A 16,715-nucleotide genomic window follows, 5' to 3' on the forward strand; every position below is an offset into this window, starting at 1 on the left:
CATATGGCACGAGGCGGTCACAAATTTCCGCTTGTGGTTTACCAGCACTTGCTCAGCCGCTGGTGGTTTCCCATGATCGTGATCGGGCTTGTAATGTTTGGCCTCGCCTACGCGGAGTACATCGATCCGATCTATAGGTTCATTCCCTGGCGATGGCAGGTGTTCACAGGGGTGGGTGTGCTGGCGATACTGGTTGGAATCTTCTTTTTGATCATCAGGCAGATCGCGTATATACAGGCATTTCCAGGATATGTAAAACTTGTCACGCCTTTTATGCGATTGAACATTTCCTATAAACGAATACACAAGACCACCGTGTCGGAGATGCGACTGCTCTTTCCGCCCAAAGGAATGTCTGGTTGGATGAAGGATATCTTCGAGCCCTTGGCCAGCCAGACCGCTATTGTGATCGAGTTAAAGAATTATCCGGTCTCTCCAGTTCTTTTACGAATGTTTCTCTCAAAGTTTTTCTTCAAGGATAAAACGCCTCATTTCGTGATCCTCGTAAAAGACTGGATGCGGTTGAGCTCTGAAATAGAAAGTTTTCGCTCCGGGGATGACCCCAACCAAAAACCTGCCCGTAAACGCACAGGCGATTCCATCCTTTCAAAATTGCCGAAGAAATGAATGTCTATTTTGCATGTTCGATCACATGCGGGCGGGAATTTGAGCCTGTGTATCAGGCCATTGTGCAGGCGTTGGTAGAAAAAGGCCACGAGGTGCCGACTGCTCATTTGGCTGAATCAGGCGTCACTGCGATAGAGGCGGTGATTGATCCAAATGAGGTGTATTCGCGTGATGTAACGTGGATTCGTGCATGCGATGTTTTGATCGCTGAGGTCAGCGTGCCATCACACGGAGTGGGATATGAGATCGGCTTTGCATTAGGAATCGGGAAACCTGTTCTGGCAATATCACAGAAGGGGCGCAAGGTTTCGAAGATGATCTTGGGGAACCCTGACCCAAAATTGACGGTAAAAACTTACGAAACTTCAGCAGAGGCCGTTCAGGTTATGGAGGCTTTTCTCTTACAAAGCAGGTGAAGTAGGTTGTTGTTGTCCAAATCCCCTTTCTCCACATTTTGAATAATGTCTAATGTCACCGGTTATCCGTTACTTTTTACGATAGCGGATTAACCGCCTGTGGGATATTATGGGCGTGGAGACAACTCAAAGAAGACACCTCCAAATGCTCCTCATTGTCTCCTCCTTTGGCGAAAGCCGCCGTTGAGTACTTACTTGACGGCGGCATTGCTTTAATTTCAGTTTGATTGTGTTCGGGGGATTATTTTTTAGCGGCAACTGGCGGCTGGCTGTTGACAGGCAGAACAATGAAAAAGGAACTCCCCTGCCCTACATTGGATTCAACCCAAATACGGCCTTGATGAGCATCCACAATGCTCTTAACGATAGCCAAGCCAAGACCTGAACCTTGTTGCTTATCCATGTTCTGGCCTCGATAGAATTTATCGAAAATATGAGCCTGATCCTGAACGGGGATGCCGGGGCCATTATCCGCTACTCGTAAGATGACCTGATCGCCCTCAGCATGGATGGAAACATCTACTTCGCCATCATCGTTCGAATACTTGATGGCATTCCCCACAACGTTGTCAAACACTTGGCGCAAGCGCACAGGGTTGGCTCGGATCGCAGGCAGGGACGGGCTAATATCCGTCTGTACTTTGATATGTTTCGACTTGATCTGTCCTTGCAACATGTCCAACGTGTAGCGCAGAAGCAGGTCTGGTTGTACCAATTCACGGCGGGTATCAAGCCCGGCTTCGATACTTCCAATATCCAACAAGTCGTTCATCAGGGTAGTGATATGTTGAACACTTTCGCGGATGCGACTCAGAAACTCCTGTTGGTTATCGTTCAAGGAGCCTGCACGTGATATCAATTCAGTGTAGCCAATGACCGAGGTAAGAGGCGAACGCAGATCATGTGAAACCGTATGGACAACATCGTTACGAACACGGTCCACTTCCTTCAAGTAGGTAACATCTTGCATTGTGATCGCGAACCCAATCTCAGGGATGACGGTGTATTGGGCACTCCCTACTCGGCCATCAGGGAAGCTGATCTCGTGGTGATGAAGCGGATCACTGTTTCCATTTGTGATCAGGGCTTGTAGGTCAGGGTGTTCAACTACGTTCAGGACCGGCAACCCGATACAGGATTTTTCGTCCAAGCCAAATGCGCGGCACATGGCAGGGTTCACCAGGATGACGAGATTGTCCTCATCGAGGATCATGACACTATCGTGGATGCTATTGAACACCGATTCAAGACGCGCACGTTCTGCTTCAGACATCTTGGCACGCTTCTTAAGCGATGAGGTTGTCCGTTTTACTTCACGGCGGAGCCAGTCCCCCACACGATATGCATGTTTCAATACCCCTTCCACAGTTCCGACGATATCATCGGTCTTGAGAGGAGGGGTCAGGTATCCTGTTACGCCCAACTTGAATATCTTCTTAACAAGTTCGGGCTTTGCTTTTTCAGTGTAAATCAAAAATGGGAGAGTTGGGAAACGTTCAAGCAGTTCCTCAACAATATCCAAGCCTTCATGCCCATCGAACTTTTCTCCGAGCAACAGAAGAGCTGGAGATGTTTCCTGCAACAGGTTGCTTAACATCTTGGTGTCACTGGCGATCGCAGTGTCATAATTGACGGCGTGCAAGGCACGGTCCATCAATTTCAAAATATGGGGTTCGTCCAACGCCAGCAGGATGAGATCTCGTTTAGGCATGGTTATTTATGAATTTTACTTCGTTTTTAGTTTGATGGATACGGACGAGGAATGGTGGTTTCAGAAATGCGCGATAACCTTTGCAACGCCGCACGAACTGTTTGTAACGCTTCCTTTTGGTCCTTGGTCAGCGACCCGGGCATCTCCGTCAGCAACAACTCCACTGGCTGGATCGCCGCACGCAATTCATCGGTCACCGAACTGCGTATATTTTCCAGAACAGCAGTCTGTCGCTTTTGAACTTCTTTTGCTGCCTGTGCCGATTCGTTGACAGCCTGGAACAATCTGGCATTCACAAGCGAGATCGAGGCATAGTCAGCAACTGCTTCGAGCAATGTTTGCTCCGTCTTTGTGAAAGCACGCGCCTCTTTGCGGACGACCACCAGCATACCGATCACTTCCAAATGGACCTTGATCGGCACCGCACAAACAGACTTGCCCAGATTCGCGATTCTGAATTTGAGAAGCGGATCGCCATCCATGGCGAGCGTCTCACCAGATAATGCCACAAGAGCGGTGACTCCATCGTCCAATTGCGAATTCATTTTCGCGGCCCATGTATCGGGCAAACCACGCTGAGCCGAAAGAAGAAGCGCCTTGCTTTCTCGATCACGCACAAGAAGCCATGTTGTGTTGGCATTCGTAACTTCCATTGCGCCGTCCACGATCTTCTGGAACAGAATGCGTTGGTCAGTGATCGAGATGACAGCCTTCCCTAATGAGATGATCGCAGTCAATTCACGCAGTTTTCGTTGCAATTCCTGATTCATCTCAGTCACCTGCAGATCAAGCCGCTGATTCTCACGCTCGTTCCGCACACGGGCAAGCACACGGTCTACTGCAGATAACACCTCGGCATCACGCGCAGGCCACAGAATATAATCGGCCGCGCCAAGCCGAAAAGCTTGAATAATATCGTGTTCCTGTCCTTTATTGGCGATCACCATCAAAGGTGTATCCACACCCTTTGAGACAAGAGCGACCAACAAATCTTTTGTGCTCAGGCCAGGAAGATTCAGATTGGCGATAATCAGATCCGGGGGATTTTGAAGCGACTTTTTAATAGCAGAGGATGAATCAGAAACTACATCCACCTGATAGCCAACAGACTTAAGGGTCTGCCTGGCAATTAAATCACTGATCTTGGGGTCGCTCTCAACAAGTAGGATTCGGTCCCCGGCCATATATCTCTCTCAATCTAAGTTTTATGTGTGGCATTATTGTAACACCCTTGTTTTCCCATTGAAAACAAAAGTCATTGCAGGAGACTATCAAAGCGAAATTTCTAACTTAAAGCTGGGACGTGATTGACCTGTGAGAATACCGCGATGATTCTGGATGGACTTCACGGGTCCAAACCGACCGAGGGTCTGCTCCTGTTTCGAGGAAAGGGCACCCAGCTGACGGAGAATCTCAAGCGTTACCGCCGGGCGTACGCGATTGCTCGATTCAAGCTCCATATTCATATGAGCCGCATCACCATCTGAAACTTTAAACGCGATCCCTACACCGGGCACATCTTTCCCCAACACGCCGGGCATGAGACCTATGATCTGATATCCTTCAGCTCCACGTTTGCAAACGATCCTCCCCTCCCCTGCTCGCATCAACTGCTCATCGAACTCGCCATACCCGCTCACCATTTCAGGATAAGTTGACATGGCCAAAGCGATCTTACGGCAGGCAGTGGCACGCGCATCGGATAACGCGTGCGGATCACAAAACCGTGCCATCCCGAGCGCGGCATTATACAAAGGGACTGCAAAATTGGGGGCCGAACAACCGTCAGTGCCAAGAACAACTTCCTCGGACGGAAGCAGGCACATCTCAGCGAAAGAGGCGATGATGTCTTGTTGAACCGGGTGGTCGATGTCGAGATAAGTCTCGAGCGGAAGTCCGCGCATTTTGGCATGTGCCAACATGGCCGTATGTTTGCCGGAACAATTATTTTGATTCGGCGTAGGCAATCCATGACTCGATATCAAGGATTTGAATGCACTCACGTCATCAGGCATATGGGCCCCACAAAGCAAATGGCTTTCTTCGATACCGATCTTCTTCTGCATCGACGTTACGGTTTGCACATGCAGATCGCTCCCATTGTGAGAAGCACACGAGATCGAGACCTCAGATTGTGTAAGGCCGAAATGTTCTGCGCCACCGCGTTCAATGAAAGGCAATGCTTGAAATGGCTTGGCGCTGGAGCGCAAAAAGGCGACCGTTTGCGGGTCGCCATATGATGCGATCAATTTTCCATTGGCGTCAACAACTGCAATGGAACCATAGTGAACTGATTCAACCAGTTCACCACGGGTTGTTTCAAAAAGAGGCAGGGAAATGTTATTCATCCACTATAGTACGAGAGGAGGCAAGATAATGTCTGGCGTAATAGTTGCGCAGGCCGAAACGCAGACGTTGGGAATACTGTCTTTGTTTTGCGGCGGGGGCTTTGAAATCTTTCAAGATCGAATCGGCAAGTTTATCGGTGACGTTTGCAACAGTAGAGCGTTTTGCGCCAAGTTTTTCGATCTTGGTGTGAATGGATTTAAGTATGGTCTCTTGCGCACGAATGGCCTGCGGAGCAACAACTCCACCACGACCACTAATGACGGTATAACCTTTGAAGTCTCCGCCTTGCAGATGTTCAAGTGCTTCCAGCCAGGCAGGGAGATCAGCATGAGCGAGGAAAGGAGGTTGTCCTTTTAAAACCGCATCGCCAACAAAGACTACCTTTTCTTCCGGCAGGATAACCCAGATAGCTCCCTCGGTTGGACCGGGGCGACTTTCGAGAATGACCGGCATATCGCTCCAATGTAGGGACAGTTGACTCACAAAAGAAATTTCAGGCGGCGCCCAACGCACACTACCGAGGCCGGGGATGGCCTCCCAATTTGCACCGGTTTCATCGCCTTGTGCTTTGAATGTGTTCGGACGGTTCTGAAAGGCACGCGCAGTTTTTTCATGTGCAATGACCGTGCAATCCATCGCGCGGACACCCAGTGTGCGATCAGGATGTGAATCGAGGTTGATAAGCACACGTTCATGTCCATTGCCCATTCCCATCAGGGAGGCACGCCATGAGCGGCCGTCTTCCGGGGCGGGCGGCGCATCGATCTGAATTAACCCACGAGATTGGACGATCACGCCCAACGTCACGCCGGGGAAGCGTTCTTCGATATACACATTCTTTGCAATTGCATCCATTTACTGAAGTCTCCTTAAGATGACAGGCTTTTTCAACCTGTTCGCGCATTGTTTATAGTCACCCATCCGGGCCGGGGAAATCTTTATGACGAAAGATGACGATCTTTTTTCAAAGATGCACCACCGTAATATTTAACCTTCTTCTTTGCCAGTTGCCAGTTGCTCTTTCGTTGCGATTGGGAAAGTGAAATGGAACGTGGAACCCTTCCCCATTTCGCTTTCGACCCAGATCTTGCCTCCGTGTCCTTGCACGGCGAGGCGGCAAAACGCAAGACCAATTCCCAAACCACCGGCTTTACCTTTTCCACGCAGGCGTGTGAACTTATCGAAGATATGTTCCTGTTCAGAGGCTGGAATACCGGAGCCATGATCTCTGATCCAGAAATGCACCCAGCCATCTTCAGCCTGTGCACCAAGTGCGATCGTCCCATCGTTCGGTGAGAACTTGATCGAGTTTTCCACGAGGTTGATCAACACACGTCGCGCCATATCTTCATCCACCCAGATCAGGGGCAATTCATTTGGCAGTTCATCTGCGAGGGTTTGCCTGCGTCCACGTGCGGCGGGGGCAACATCTTCAAGAGCATGGCGGGCAAGCGGAAGGGCATCCACTGCCGATTGATCGGCAACAGGCTGACCCGATTCGAGTCGGCTTACATCAAGCAGAGAACTGACAAGGCGTTGGATACGGTCGGTTGAGTTCTCAGCAATCTTGAGGATGGAAAGAACCGTCGAGCGTTCTTCTTCAGGGACCATATCTGCGATCACATCCAGACTGGAAACAATGTTCGCGAGCGGTGAGCGCAAGTCATGATAGATCATTGAGGTCAGGTCTTCGCGCAGACTATCAAGTTCCTTGCGTTCAGTAATATCGCGAAGTATCCATTGGATCGAATCAGTAGAGTCAAACTCCACACGATGTGCATGTACATCCACCGGGATATGCGCTTCATCCTTTTTATGCAGTGACGATTCATACGAACACATCTGGTCGCCCTGCAAAAACTCAAACTCCATGCCGGTCTTACTCCAATTCACCTCATGCAGTTGGTCAATGCCTAGTTCCTGAATTTCATCATGGGAATAGCCGCTCAACACACATGCCTGATTATTGGCCTCGATAATGTGCCCTTCCCAATCCGTGATCACAATCGGATCAATACTTTCCTCGAACAGATCGCGATAACGTTTATGTGCGGCCTGCAAGCGTTCAAACAATTGTGCATTTTGGATGGTCGTCCCAGCCAAACCACCAATACCGGTCATCACCAGCAAGGCATCTGGGTCAAACGAGCGTGCTACGGGGTTAATCGCTTCGAGCAAGCCCATGACTCGTCCCTGCGATTGGATCGGAGCCACCAACAAGCCTCGCATCTCGACGCCCCCGGGCCTGTCTGCCATACTAAAATTCTTTTCTTTGTGGACATCGGGTATCACAATCCCGCGCCCCTCACGCGTGACCGTACCCGTAATCCCTTTGCCCAACTCAAGTTTGGCGTTGACAATGTTCCCGGCGTTGTGCCCGGCTGCCGCACGGAAGACGATATGATCGCCCTCGATCATGCCCAGTGCAACTGTCTCCACTTGCAAGGCCTGCATGGTTTGAATGAGCACACGTTGATACACATCATCCATGCGGAGGGATGCGTTCATGGCGGCCGCCCCTTCGGCCAGTGCCGTCATCACACGCGCCTGACGTTGACTCTCGGTATATAACCGTGCATTCAACACGGCAATACCTGCCTGATCGGCGATAGCCTGCATCAAGTCAAGTTGTTCGGTTGAAAAAGCGTTGACCTTTGTATGTACAAGCGTCAGAACGCCCACCAATTTTTCACGCGCTAGCAACGGAACACAGATCGCGGACTTCGCACCGGAACGATCTGTATCATCCGGGCGGACCAACCAGCGTTCATCCTTGGTCGTATCTGGGACATAAGCGCCTTTATGATTCTGTATTACCCACCCTGCAAGGCCACGTTCCATGGTCTCGCGCATTTGCTGAGTAGTATGCTCATGAAGTTGCGAGCCGTATACAATTGTTGCATCAATGGCTTTACCTGCATCGTCCAACACCACAATACTGCATCGTTCACCGCCCACATTCTGAAGCGCTCCATATAATACGCGTTGAAGCACCGTCCGCAGGTCAAGCGCGGTAGCCAGCTCCCGGCTGACATCATAAAGGAGTTCAAGTACTGCTCTGGTTCGGTCGGAATCTTGAGGAAGTGTCATAATTTCATTACAATATTCAAAGTATAGCACAACCCTCCCCCATCATAGTCAGGGTAAAATGGGGGAATGACACTTGATATTTCCCGTGTAAAGGCCCTATGCTTTGACGTAGACGGCACGCTAAGCGACACCGACGATCTATACGCTCACAAGTTTGAGCCTTTCTTCCCCAAGTTCCTCTTCCAAGACCCCAAACGGACTGCCCGGCGCTTTGTAATGTGGGTGGAAGCGCCCGGCAACGCCCTACTCGGCCTGACCGACACGATCGGTCTAGATGATGAGATCGTGGCCTTCATAGACTGGTTATCCCGTCGTCAAAAGAAGTCATCCAAGACATTCTGGCTCATCCCCGGTGTAGACGAGATGCTGAAACAACTCAAGGGACATTATCCGATGGCCGTTGTCAGCGCGCGCGACGAAAAAGGGACAATGCGCTTCCTCGAGCAATTTAACCTTGTGCAGTATTTCGATGCAGTCATTACCGGTCAATCTGCGGAACATACGAAGCCCTACCCGGATCCAATTCTGCTCGCGGCACAAAAGATGAACGTCAAGCCTGAAGAGGCTCTGATGATCGGTGACACCACAGTGGATATCCGTGCGGGCAAATCTGCGGGGGCACAGACAGTGGGAGTGTTATGCGGTTTCGGGGAAGAGCCGGAGCTGATAAAAAAAGGGGCAGATATGATCTTAAAGAGCACACCAGAATTAGCGAACTTGTTGTTAAATAAAAAGTGACAGTTATCTTTTAGACAACTGTCACTTCGCTACACCCAGCGAGAACACAACTTGTGACCGTGGGTGTGATACCTATTTTCCTCCCGCATAATCATCGTAGAATAAATCACGGTTACGATCTTGGGCAATTGCTTCAAGCTTCTTTCGGTAAAGAGCAATGGAGTGATCGCCAACCAAAGGACCAAACCAACGAAACATCGTCACGAAAAAGAAGAAGATCCTCTGTAAGATGGGGACGCCTCGGCGAATATCCCCCATGCCTGGTTCAAGAAAACGCACGTCGCCAACATGGATATATCCCATTGCGAGTAAAGGGATCACAGTGACGATATCTGTCGTATTTATCACGCGATAAATAGTGGATTTGAAATCGCGGTCAAATTGATTATTTCCCACGCGTGGACTGCCAAAGGTATAACATGCCGCGATCTGGTCACGTATTTTTCGATGACGCTCGAGGTATTGTGTGGCAACCGTAGCTAATGCCGCACCAAGAGAATGACCGGTAATATAAAGGGGAATACCATCAAGCTTTTCAACCGCTCTAAGCACTTCCCCTTCTATACTTTTATACGCGCCGACAAAACCTTTATGGACCATGCCTTCGATCATGGATATTTTGCCAGCCTTTGCATCGGTCAAAATATCGATCCTTTTCGAGACCTCAGTACCGCGAAAGGCAAGCACAGCATACTCACCATTCGAAACCAGGATGGCTTGAGTATCGGTATCCTTGTTATTGAATTCATTGAGCAAGTCAAAACCGCCACCCTTTAGCTTTTGCACGAACAATTCCCTTGTCTTGCCGCCATCGTCGAAATGCTCATACACCAACTGCGCCATGGATGCCATTACCCAGGCGGTACGATCGGAGTATGCGGCACGCTTGACAGCGGTCTCAAGCAAAGGTCCGTTTGACGCAAAGAATTTCCTTGCACGAGCAAGTTCCTCTGGGCTGATGGAATTCGCTTCTTTATCTGCCATGTTCATGCTGTTTGTTTTCTCTTCCATGGTTGCTCCTCTCTGTGGCTGATATTTACTATACAGAAAATCAAGGACAAAGTCAATTCACACTTTTGGGTATAACCGAATCGCCACGACCTCATTCCAAATGAGCACTGCCAACATGAAGACATAAAATGCCGCGCCTTTGATCCAGAAAGCGGGAAAGGCAAGCGCAGCAGTGACCCATGTATAAACCGATAGAGTTTTCCAATGTTCTTCTTTGCGAAAGGCAAAACCGAGCAGGATCATGGCGGGCATGAGTGTAAGGCCTAACAACACAAAGGATAGGTCATGTAGCCGTCCATGCCAGGTGGCGGGCGTGGAGCGGATTGTGGGATCAGTGGTGAATGCCAACCCTGCGAGGGCAAGGCCTGAGAGGGATAAGATAACAGTGGAGATCAAGGTCAATTGCGTTCGAGGCAGGCTGAGGTTAAGCCCTGAGGCGAAGATCGTCATCATGAATCCGCTAAGGAGGAAAGTCGCGGTCATGATCCATCCGTTAGCGCCGAGGGCGAGTCCGCTGGGCCAATCAAAGGTAGGCGCGTGAATGGGATGCCATCCTAATGACAAAAGAAAATCGTATTTGAGGATGGTGAGGGCCGTGACGATGAATCCAAAAAGGACCGGGCCAACCATCCCGGCGCGTGCGGCGAGTTTAATCATCTGGAAAGGAAGAGAAAGATCAGACCCAACAACCCCGGCAAGGCTTGCATGTATAAAATGGAACGCTTCGCTGTGATGCCGCCATAGATACCTGCAACAAGAACACAGATGAGGAAGAATGCTTTGACGGCGAAGTTGTCAATGACGAGCCCCCAAATGAGACCAGCCGCGAGAAAGCCGTTATACAACCCTTGATTAGCCGCCAGCGACGCGGAGGCTTTGGAATATTCGGGCGTCATCTTGAAGGTCTTGCGGCCAACGGGATGATCCCACAGGAACATTTCGAGAACGAGAAAGCCAAGATGTAATAACGCAACGATACCAGTAAGAACGTTCGCAATGAATGCCATTTTTACTCCTTATGCTTTAGGGACAATGCGTGGTGCAACAAACCATAACAATAAAAGGATGATGCCACCTGCCATAAATGGGACAGGCGCGCCAAACCATTGGAACAAGAAACCATAGAACAAGGGCGCAACAGCATTTGCCGCGCTATACATGGAAGCAGAGATGCCCAACATGCCACCCACTTCATTCTTGTCGGAAGCTTTTGTAATGAGACTATTCACAGCAGGGTGCAACACACCGCCGCCTAATGCCGCAGGGAAACTGGCGATCACCAACCAGATGATGCCGAACCATCCGCGCGCAGCTTGACTCGGCAAGTGGATGTTGATGCTCTGGATCGAGACACGTATCGCACCTTCGCCCGCGAGTCCTTCAAGGACTTTGGCTTGGTCATACCAAGGGACCGGGATCGCTGGCGTGAGAGCGGTTCCGATCAGACCGATGGCGAGCATCGACATACCAAAGATGACCAGCCAACGGTCGCCTTTTTGTTTCGACCACCTCCCCACAAGCCCACCTTGCACCACAATGATGAAAAGACCGGCAAGGACAAATAGACCGGCCGTATCACGCGCGTCCATACCGAGGCGGGTGAGCGTGAACAGCGAAAAGAGTTGTTCGTATCCGCCAAAGGCGATCTGGTAGAAGAACATTAAGATCAACAAAAAGCCAACGACCGGACGTCCAAGCGCCTCACGCATGGCACTGAACGAGAACTTTTTGCGAACCGCTGAAGCGGAGTCTGCAGTCCATGTTTCTTTGAACCAGAACGATGTGAGAAAAATGGAAACGAGAGAGAAGAAAGCGGCAGTGAAGGCAACAGCCTGATAGTTTTGTCCTGTTGCGAGCAGGACGATAAAGGCGATGATGGGGCCAAAGACAAAGCCAGCCCCGAACGCCGCGCCAATGAGACCGAGTCCCTGTGTGCGCGTCTTTTCAGTTGTGCTATCGGCGATGGCGGCTTGTGCAGTAGAGATGTTCGCACCGGAGAGACCATCGATGATGCGGGATATGAAGAGTATCGTCAGCGTATTGGCAAAGCCCAGCAGGATGAACCCGGCAAACGTGCCGATCTGGCTGATGACGAGGACCGGTTTACGCCCGAAGCGATCTGATAGACGCCCTAATATCGGGGCACCGAGGAATTGCATCATCGGATATGTGGCTTGCAGAATACCGATGACAAGAGGCGTGGCGCTAAAACGTGCCGCATACAACGGCAATAAGGGAATGATGACCGAAAGCCCAAGCAAATCAACAAACACAATGACAATGATGGGCAGGATGCGTTTGAAATCGAGTTTTTCGGAAGGTTGTTCGGGAGTGGTCCTGCTGAGATCGTTGCTCATAAGATGGGTTAGCGACTCCAACCACCAGGCAAACGAGAAACGCCAGCGAATACGAGAACCAGAGCAAGAAAAATGGAAAAGAATGCAACACGAAATTTATCCTCTGATTTCTTCATGATCGAAGGCAAATGACCAGCGACTGCCGCAAGCAACATCGTGACCATGTGCTCGATACGGAACATCGGAAATCCCACACCGCCAGCCAACCCATTCCAAAGCAAAAAGATCAATCCCAAAGTGACCTGTAGATCCATCAGGCCGCTGAAACCTGCTGAAAGCCCGCGATCCATTTTTGTAAATTCACTCTTGCGCGCCATGCCGATCAAAAACTTGACCAATGCAACCAGCCCAACCAGCACGATCAACCATCGAACAATGGAATGTAACATCAATACAAAGCCCATACATATCTCCTATAGATGAATTGATACTCAATGGTAGCATAATCTCATGTAAAATCAAATGGCATGTCATAAAGGAGAACCCATGCCTTACGAAATGATCCTCGCCGAAACACGCGGACGCGTCGGTCTCATCACACTCAATCGTCCGCAGGCATTGAACGCCCTCAACAACCAACTCATGCGCGAACTCATGGATGCGCTCGATGTATTCGACAAAAATGATTCCATCGGCGCGATGGTCATCACAGGGAATGAAAAAGCCTTCGCCGCAGGTGCAGATATCAAAGAGATGGCCGATAAATCCGCTTTGGAGATGACGCAGTCCGATCACATCGCGGTCTTTGGTCGAATCCGTACGATACAGAAACCGGTCATCGCGGCCGTATCAGGCTGGGCGTTAGGGGGCGGATGTGAGGTCGCTTTGTCGTGCGATATGATCGTCGCGTCAGAGTCTGCCAAGTTTGGTCAGCCTGAGATCAACATCGGCGTCATCCCCGGCGCAGGCGGCACACAACGTCTCACGCGCGCGGTGGGCAAAGCCCTCGCAATGGAAGTCATCCTCAATGACCGCAAGCTCACAGCGCAGGAAGCTCTTCAATATGGACTCGTGAATCGTGTCGCCCCAGTGAGCGACTACTTGAACGAGGCGCTTAAACTTGCGGACGAGATCGCCTCACGCGCCCCGGAAGCTGTCCGCGCCGCGAAGAAGATGATCAACGCCTCATTCGAATCCTCACTCACAAACGGACTTGCCGAAGAGAAGCAAGTGTTCTACAACCTGTTCAGCACTGAAGATCAAAAGGAAGGCATGAAAGCCTTCGTGGAAAAACGCAAACCTGAATGGAAAGGGAAATAATGCCGGGTTTCGCCGAACTGAAACGCGCGTTTGACGAATTGGGGTTGGAAGGGAAGCCGGTCATCGCGCATGCATCTCTCAAAAAATTCGGAAACAACATCCAGGGCGGACCCAAAACCGTCATACAGGCATTGCTCGCCTCCTCGAGCGGTGTCATCATGCCCACGTTCACCTACAAAACAATGATCACGCCAGAAGTGGGACCGCCTAACAACGGCATCACCTATGGGAGCGGCAGAAACGAAAACAAAATGGCTGAACCCTTCAACCATGCCATGCCGCCCGATAAAATGATGGGCTTGTTGCCGTTGGCTTTGATCCGTGAAAGGAGCGCCATGCGAACGTCGCATCCGATCCTTTCCTTCGGCGGCGTACAAGCCGATGACATTTTGTCTTCGCAAACCTTGTTCGACCCGTTGGCTCCCATCAAAGCACTGACGGAAAAAGACGGGCAAGTCGTCCTCATCAACGTGGACCATTCTGTAAACACCAGCATTCACTACGCAGAAAAACTCGCTGGGCGCAGACAATTCGTCCGCTGGGCGCTGACGCCCGGACGCATCGTCGAATGCCCGGGCTTTCCCGGTGACTCATCAGGCTTCAACGCTATCGAAGAACACATCCAAGCCGACGTTATCCGCGTGGATATGGAAGGCGGCGCGTTCGTTCAGTCCATCTCGTTGAAGAGACTGATCGATGTGACTGTGGAGTTGCTAAAAAAGAGTCCGCTGGCATTGCTCTGCCAACGGACGGATTGTGAACGATGTAATGCGGTGAGGAATATGTAGAGCGGCAGAATTCCGCTTTTATCCGCTACACGCCTTATTGGGTGCCAACTATTGATAACTAAACCTGTCTTAACCTGATCTTACCTACACTAACCAAGAAATTAAATTCGCCCTGGAATTTGACAAAGCTTAATCCGGTCGGTGTTGTGAGACATAGATATACCAACAAATCCCGTACTTATCTACAATATCAGCAGAACATGGGCTCCACGGAAGCGAACCTAATTCTCTCAGAATGTGCCCACCCTCGATCAGGGTTTGATAAGCATGTTTGAGTTCATCATCGTTATCAAGATTTAGGCCATAGCTCATGGTGGGTTGCTTCGACGTTAACATAGATCGAACAATTTCTTCTTCATTGTTCTCGCTAACGGCAAAGATCGTTTCTTCTCCTTTGAGGAGTTCCGCGTGGAGGAATGAACCATCGCTATTTTTTGCGTTGTATCCCAATGTCATTCCGAAGGCTTCGCTGTAGAATTCTACTGCTTCAACACTGTTCTTAACATACAAAGTTGCACCCAAATTCATTTTGTTGTCCTTACAAGCTAGATATGGTTTTATTGATCAATAAGCGCCCAACGGCTTGCGTATGCGGAGCGTGGCGCTGGGACAGGCGTGGACTCTGCCTAGGAGCAGAAAAAACTCGAAGCCACGCATCGCGAAATGCTCGAAAATACCGAGCCGTTGCACGCTTTGTTGGGCGGTGGTTAAGTGGATTTTACTCTTGTGGGCAAAGAGGCATTTCCGCCCATTCCGAAGATCTTTTTGTAAGATACCATTCATGTTCATCCAAATGATAGACATGGTACGACTGCAACCACACTTCTGGCAGGTTCATTTCTTGAATATAAAATTCTGCTATTTTGGGTGAGCATTTCATATAAGTATAGCCGCCATATTCCCGTGGATATAATACTGCGGCAAGTTTAAAACAAGTTTTTATGGTGGAGTTATCAATATATAGGGGAACTAATTCTGATAAATTCTCAGGAAAATTATTCTTGTCATTGTAGTAATTACTTATCGCAACCGCAATGGCGTTTCCAGTTTCTTCGTGTAAGATTTCGCACTTGTTTATTAAGACGTTTGAACTTTTGATTCCAAAAACGCTTGAAATTAAAGCGAAAACGCAACTAATAATGTAAAAGACCATAACGCTTCGTCTATGATGCCAACTGCGGACAATATACACAGTTGCGATAATTCCAGCAATGATTGATCCCATCATTGTTGAAGCGCTTATCATAAATCTTACAAATCCGCTGGGTTCATAAACTATAACAATAGAGAAAACTGCTGTGAATATGATTGCCATTCCAAAAGGAATAAAAACCCAAAGAAGAGGTGCTTTATTATTTTTAACGGATATGGTGATTAGCAAAACACCTGCTACTGAAAAAGCACATGGGCAGAAAAAAAATAATATGAGTGGGCTTAATCGCTCTAATTCATTCATGAAATATATACTCTTACAGCTAGCCACCCAACAGTTTGCGTTACCCGCGTGTGGGCGGGATGAGAGAACGCCACTTTGCTGGAAACAACTCCAAGTCACGCAAACCGCCTGAAAACGCGGCGACTCCACCCGTCGGGTGCGCGCTGTGTTAGGCGGTGCATTTAATCAATTACTTTTCCTGTTCGCAGATTAAATTGCTTTTGAATAGCTATGATGATCCTGTCTTCATTTGGGTCATCCATATAATCACACAAATCAATGGCTTGTCTTAATGTTAATCCCTCCGGTATCGCAATGTAACCAAACCGCTCTTCACGTCTAATAATTCCCTTTTCCACTTCTGATAAGTCAAGATATTGGATTTTATAAGAACTATCGTCCCCCCAAATGCAGCCAGCAATAAAACCAAAAGGATAATATAAGAGTGGGGAGATTGGCGTTGCTCGAGAATATTCACCTTCCGATGGTAATAGATCATCCTCACTTGGTTCGTTTAGCCTCTGCCGCGTAATATGTTTGGCGCCATCTTGACTTGTCCATTCAAACTCTTGTTCGATATAAGATGGTACATAATAATCAACTGGGCAAAAACCCCATGAACTTGGTTCTTCTCCACCGATATCTTTTCCTGAAGGAAGTTCCATAACTCTAGTGGCGGTGTAATGTGGCGAATAGAGCGCAAGGTCCTTATTTGCTTTCTTGCAATGGTAAAAGGTATTGAATAGAGTTGAATAATTCCTAATATATTCACAAACCTGCTCCTCCCGCTCTCCTTCAACTCTGAAAACACCTACTTTGATGCTGTTCATTACGCCAGGACCGTTATCAATTTTTTCAATTACTTTCGCTTTGTACTTGGACATAGAGCCTCTTTTGTTTTGCTCTTGCACCGCCTAACTATGATTTAAGCAA

General features: G+C 49.2%; 18 protein-coding genes. 5 read left to right on the forward strand and 13 right to left on the reverse strand.

Annotated features, from left to right (window positions below):
* Positions 1 to 3 precede the first annotated feature (3 nt).
* The gene (locus IPP66_01575) at positions 4 to 627 is read left to right on the forward strand and encodes a hypothetical protein (protein ID MBK9923958.1); all 624 of its coding nucleotides are present in this window, start codon (positions 4 to 6) and stop codon (positions 625 to 627) included.
* Entirely contained in the window at positions 624 to 1,043 is a 420-nt protein-coding gene (locus tag IPP66_01580; GenBank protein ID MBK9923959.1) for a nucleoside 2-deoxyribosyltransferase, read from the forward strand. The genes IPP66_01575 and IPP66_01580 overlap by 4 nt, the downstream gene beginning before the upstream one ends.
* Positions 1,044 to 1,284: 241 nt before the next feature.
* On the opposite strand, the gene IPP66_01585 is transcribed toward IPP66_01580, so the two are convergent.
* From IPP66_01585 to IPP66_01605, 5 genes are all read right to left on the reverse strand, one after another.
* Complete coding sequence (locus IPP66_01585) at positions 1,285 to 2,754, reverse strand: response regulator (GenBank protein MBK9923960.1); 1,470 nt, start codon at positions 2,752 to 2,754, stop codon at positions 1,285 to 1,287.
* 26 nt (positions 2,755 to 2,780) lie between these two features.
* On the reverse strand, positions 2,781 to 3,938 hold the full coding sequence (locus IPP66_01590; GenBank protein MBK9923961.1) for a response regulator: 1,158 nt from the start codon (positions 3,936 to 3,938) through the stop codon (positions 2,781 to 2,783).
* 87 nt (positions 3,939 to 4,025) lie between these two features.
* Positions 4,026 to 5,102, reverse strand: coding sequence for an asparaginase (locus IPP66_01595; GenBank protein ID MBK9923962.1), 1,077 nt, complete (start codon positions 5,100 to 5,102; stop codon positions 4,026 to 4,028).
* The gene (locus IPP66_01600) at positions 5,095 to 5,958 is read right to left on the reverse strand and encodes a hypothetical protein (GenBank protein MBK9923963.1); all 864 of its coding nucleotides are present in this window, start codon (positions 5,956 to 5,958) and stop codon (positions 5,095 to 5,097) included. The genes IPP66_01595 and IPP66_01600 overlap by 8 nt, the downstream gene beginning before the upstream one ends.
* Before the next feature lie 132 nt (positions 5,959 to 6,090).
* A complete protein-coding gene (locus IPP66_01605) occupies positions 6,091 to 8,193 on the reverse strand; it encodes a GAF domain-containing protein (protein MBK9923964.1) in 2,103 nt (700 codons plus the stop codon).
* Positions 8,194 to 8,259: 66 nt separating this feature from the next.
* Between IPP66_01605 and IPP66_01610 the strand changes: the two genes are divergently transcribed.
* Positions 8,260 to 8,931 carry an HAD family hydrolase gene (locus IPP66_01610; GenBank protein MBK9923965.1) on the forward strand — a complete coding sequence of 224 codons (672 nt, stop codon included), beginning with the start codon at positions 8,260 to 8,262 and terminating at the stop codon, positions 8,929 to 8,931.
* 72 nt (positions 8,932 to 9,003) lie between these two features.
* Here the strand turns inward: IPP66_01610 and IPP66_01615 are convergent, their stop codons facing one another.
* From IPP66_01615 to IPP66_01635, 5 genes are read right to left on the reverse strand one after another with little or no spacing between them, the layout of a single operon-like run.
* Positions 9,004 to 9,942: a lipase family protein gene (locus IPP66_01615; protein ID MBK9923966.1), complete on the reverse strand. Its 939-nt coding sequence runs from the start codon at positions 9,940 to 9,942 to the stop codon at positions 9,004 to 9,006.
* A 57-nt stretch (positions 9,943 to 9,999) separates the two neighbouring features.
* Positions 10,000 to 10,599, reverse strand: coding sequence for a DUF998 domain-containing protein (locus IPP66_01620; protein ID MBK9923967.1), 600 nt, complete (start codon positions 10,597 to 10,599; stop codon positions 10,000 to 10,002).
* Positions 10,596 to 10,949 carry a DUF1304 domain-containing protein gene (locus IPP66_01625; protein ID MBK9923968.1) on the reverse strand — a complete coding sequence of 118 codons (354 nt, stop codon included), beginning with the start codon at positions 10,947 to 10,949 and terminating at the stop codon, positions 10,596 to 10,598. Before IPP66_01625 ends, IPP66_01620 begins: the two co-directional genes overlap by 4 nt.
* 9 nt (positions 10,950 to 10,958) lie before the next feature.
* Positions 10,959 to 12,299 carry an MFS transporter gene (locus IPP66_01630; protein ID MBK9923969.1) on the reverse strand — a complete coding sequence of 447 codons (1,341 nt, stop codon included), beginning with the start codon at positions 12,297 to 12,299 and terminating at the stop codon, positions 10,959 to 10,961.
* Between the two features lie 8 nt (positions 12,300 to 12,307).
* Complete coding sequence (locus tag IPP66_01635) at positions 12,308 to 12,703, reverse strand: hypothetical protein (GenBank protein MBK9923970.1); 396 nt, start codon at positions 12,701 to 12,703, stop codon at positions 12,308 to 12,310.
* A gap of 82 nt (positions 12,704 to 12,785) precedes the next feature.
* Between IPP66_01635 and IPP66_01640 the strand changes: the two genes are divergently transcribed.
* Both IPP66_01640 and IPP66_01645 read left to right on the forward strand, forming a co-directional pair.
* Positions 12,786 to 13,559 (forward strand): enoyl-CoA hydratase/isomerase family protein, encoded by a 774-nt coding sequence (locus tag IPP66_01640; protein MBK9923971.1) that lies wholly within the window; start codon positions 12,786 to 12,788, stop codon positions 13,557 to 13,559.
* Entirely contained in the window at positions 13,544 to 14,347 is an 804-nt protein-coding gene (locus IPP66_01645; protein ID MBK9923972.1) for an AAC(3) family N-acetyltransferase, read from the forward strand. Before IPP66_01640 ends, IPP66_01645 begins: the two co-directional genes overlap by 16 nt.
* Positions 14,348 to 14,476: 129 nt before the next feature.
* Here the strand turns inward: IPP66_01645 and IPP66_01650 are convergent, their stop codons facing one another.
* The 3 genes from IPP66_01650 to IPP66_01660 form a co-directional block, all read right to left on the reverse strand.
* Entirely contained in the window at positions 14,477 to 14,875 is a 399-nt protein-coding gene (locus IPP66_01650; protein ID MBK9923973.1) for a VOC family protein, read from the reverse strand.
* A 190-nt stretch (positions 14,876 to 15,065) separates the two neighbouring features.
* Positions 15,066 to 15,803, reverse strand: a complete 738-nt coding sequence (locus IPP66_01655; GenBank protein MBK9923974.1) for a hypothetical protein — start codon at positions 15,801 to 15,803, stop codon at positions 15,066 to 15,068.
* Between the two features lie 161 nt (positions 15,804 to 15,964).
* Positions 15,965 to 16,666, reverse strand: a complete 702-nt coding sequence (locus IPP66_01660) for a hypothetical protein (GenBank protein MBK9923975.1) — start codon at positions 16,664 to 16,666, stop codon at positions 15,965 to 15,967.
* Positions 16,667 to 16,715 lie beyond the last annotated feature (49 nt).

Origin of the sequence: Candidatus Defluviilinea proxima, assembly GCA_016721115.1 — a bacterium.
In the GTDB taxonomy this organism is placed as follows: domain Bacteria; phylum Chloroflexota; class Anaerolineae; order Anaerolineales; family Villigracilaceae; genus Defluviilinea; species Defluviilinea proxima.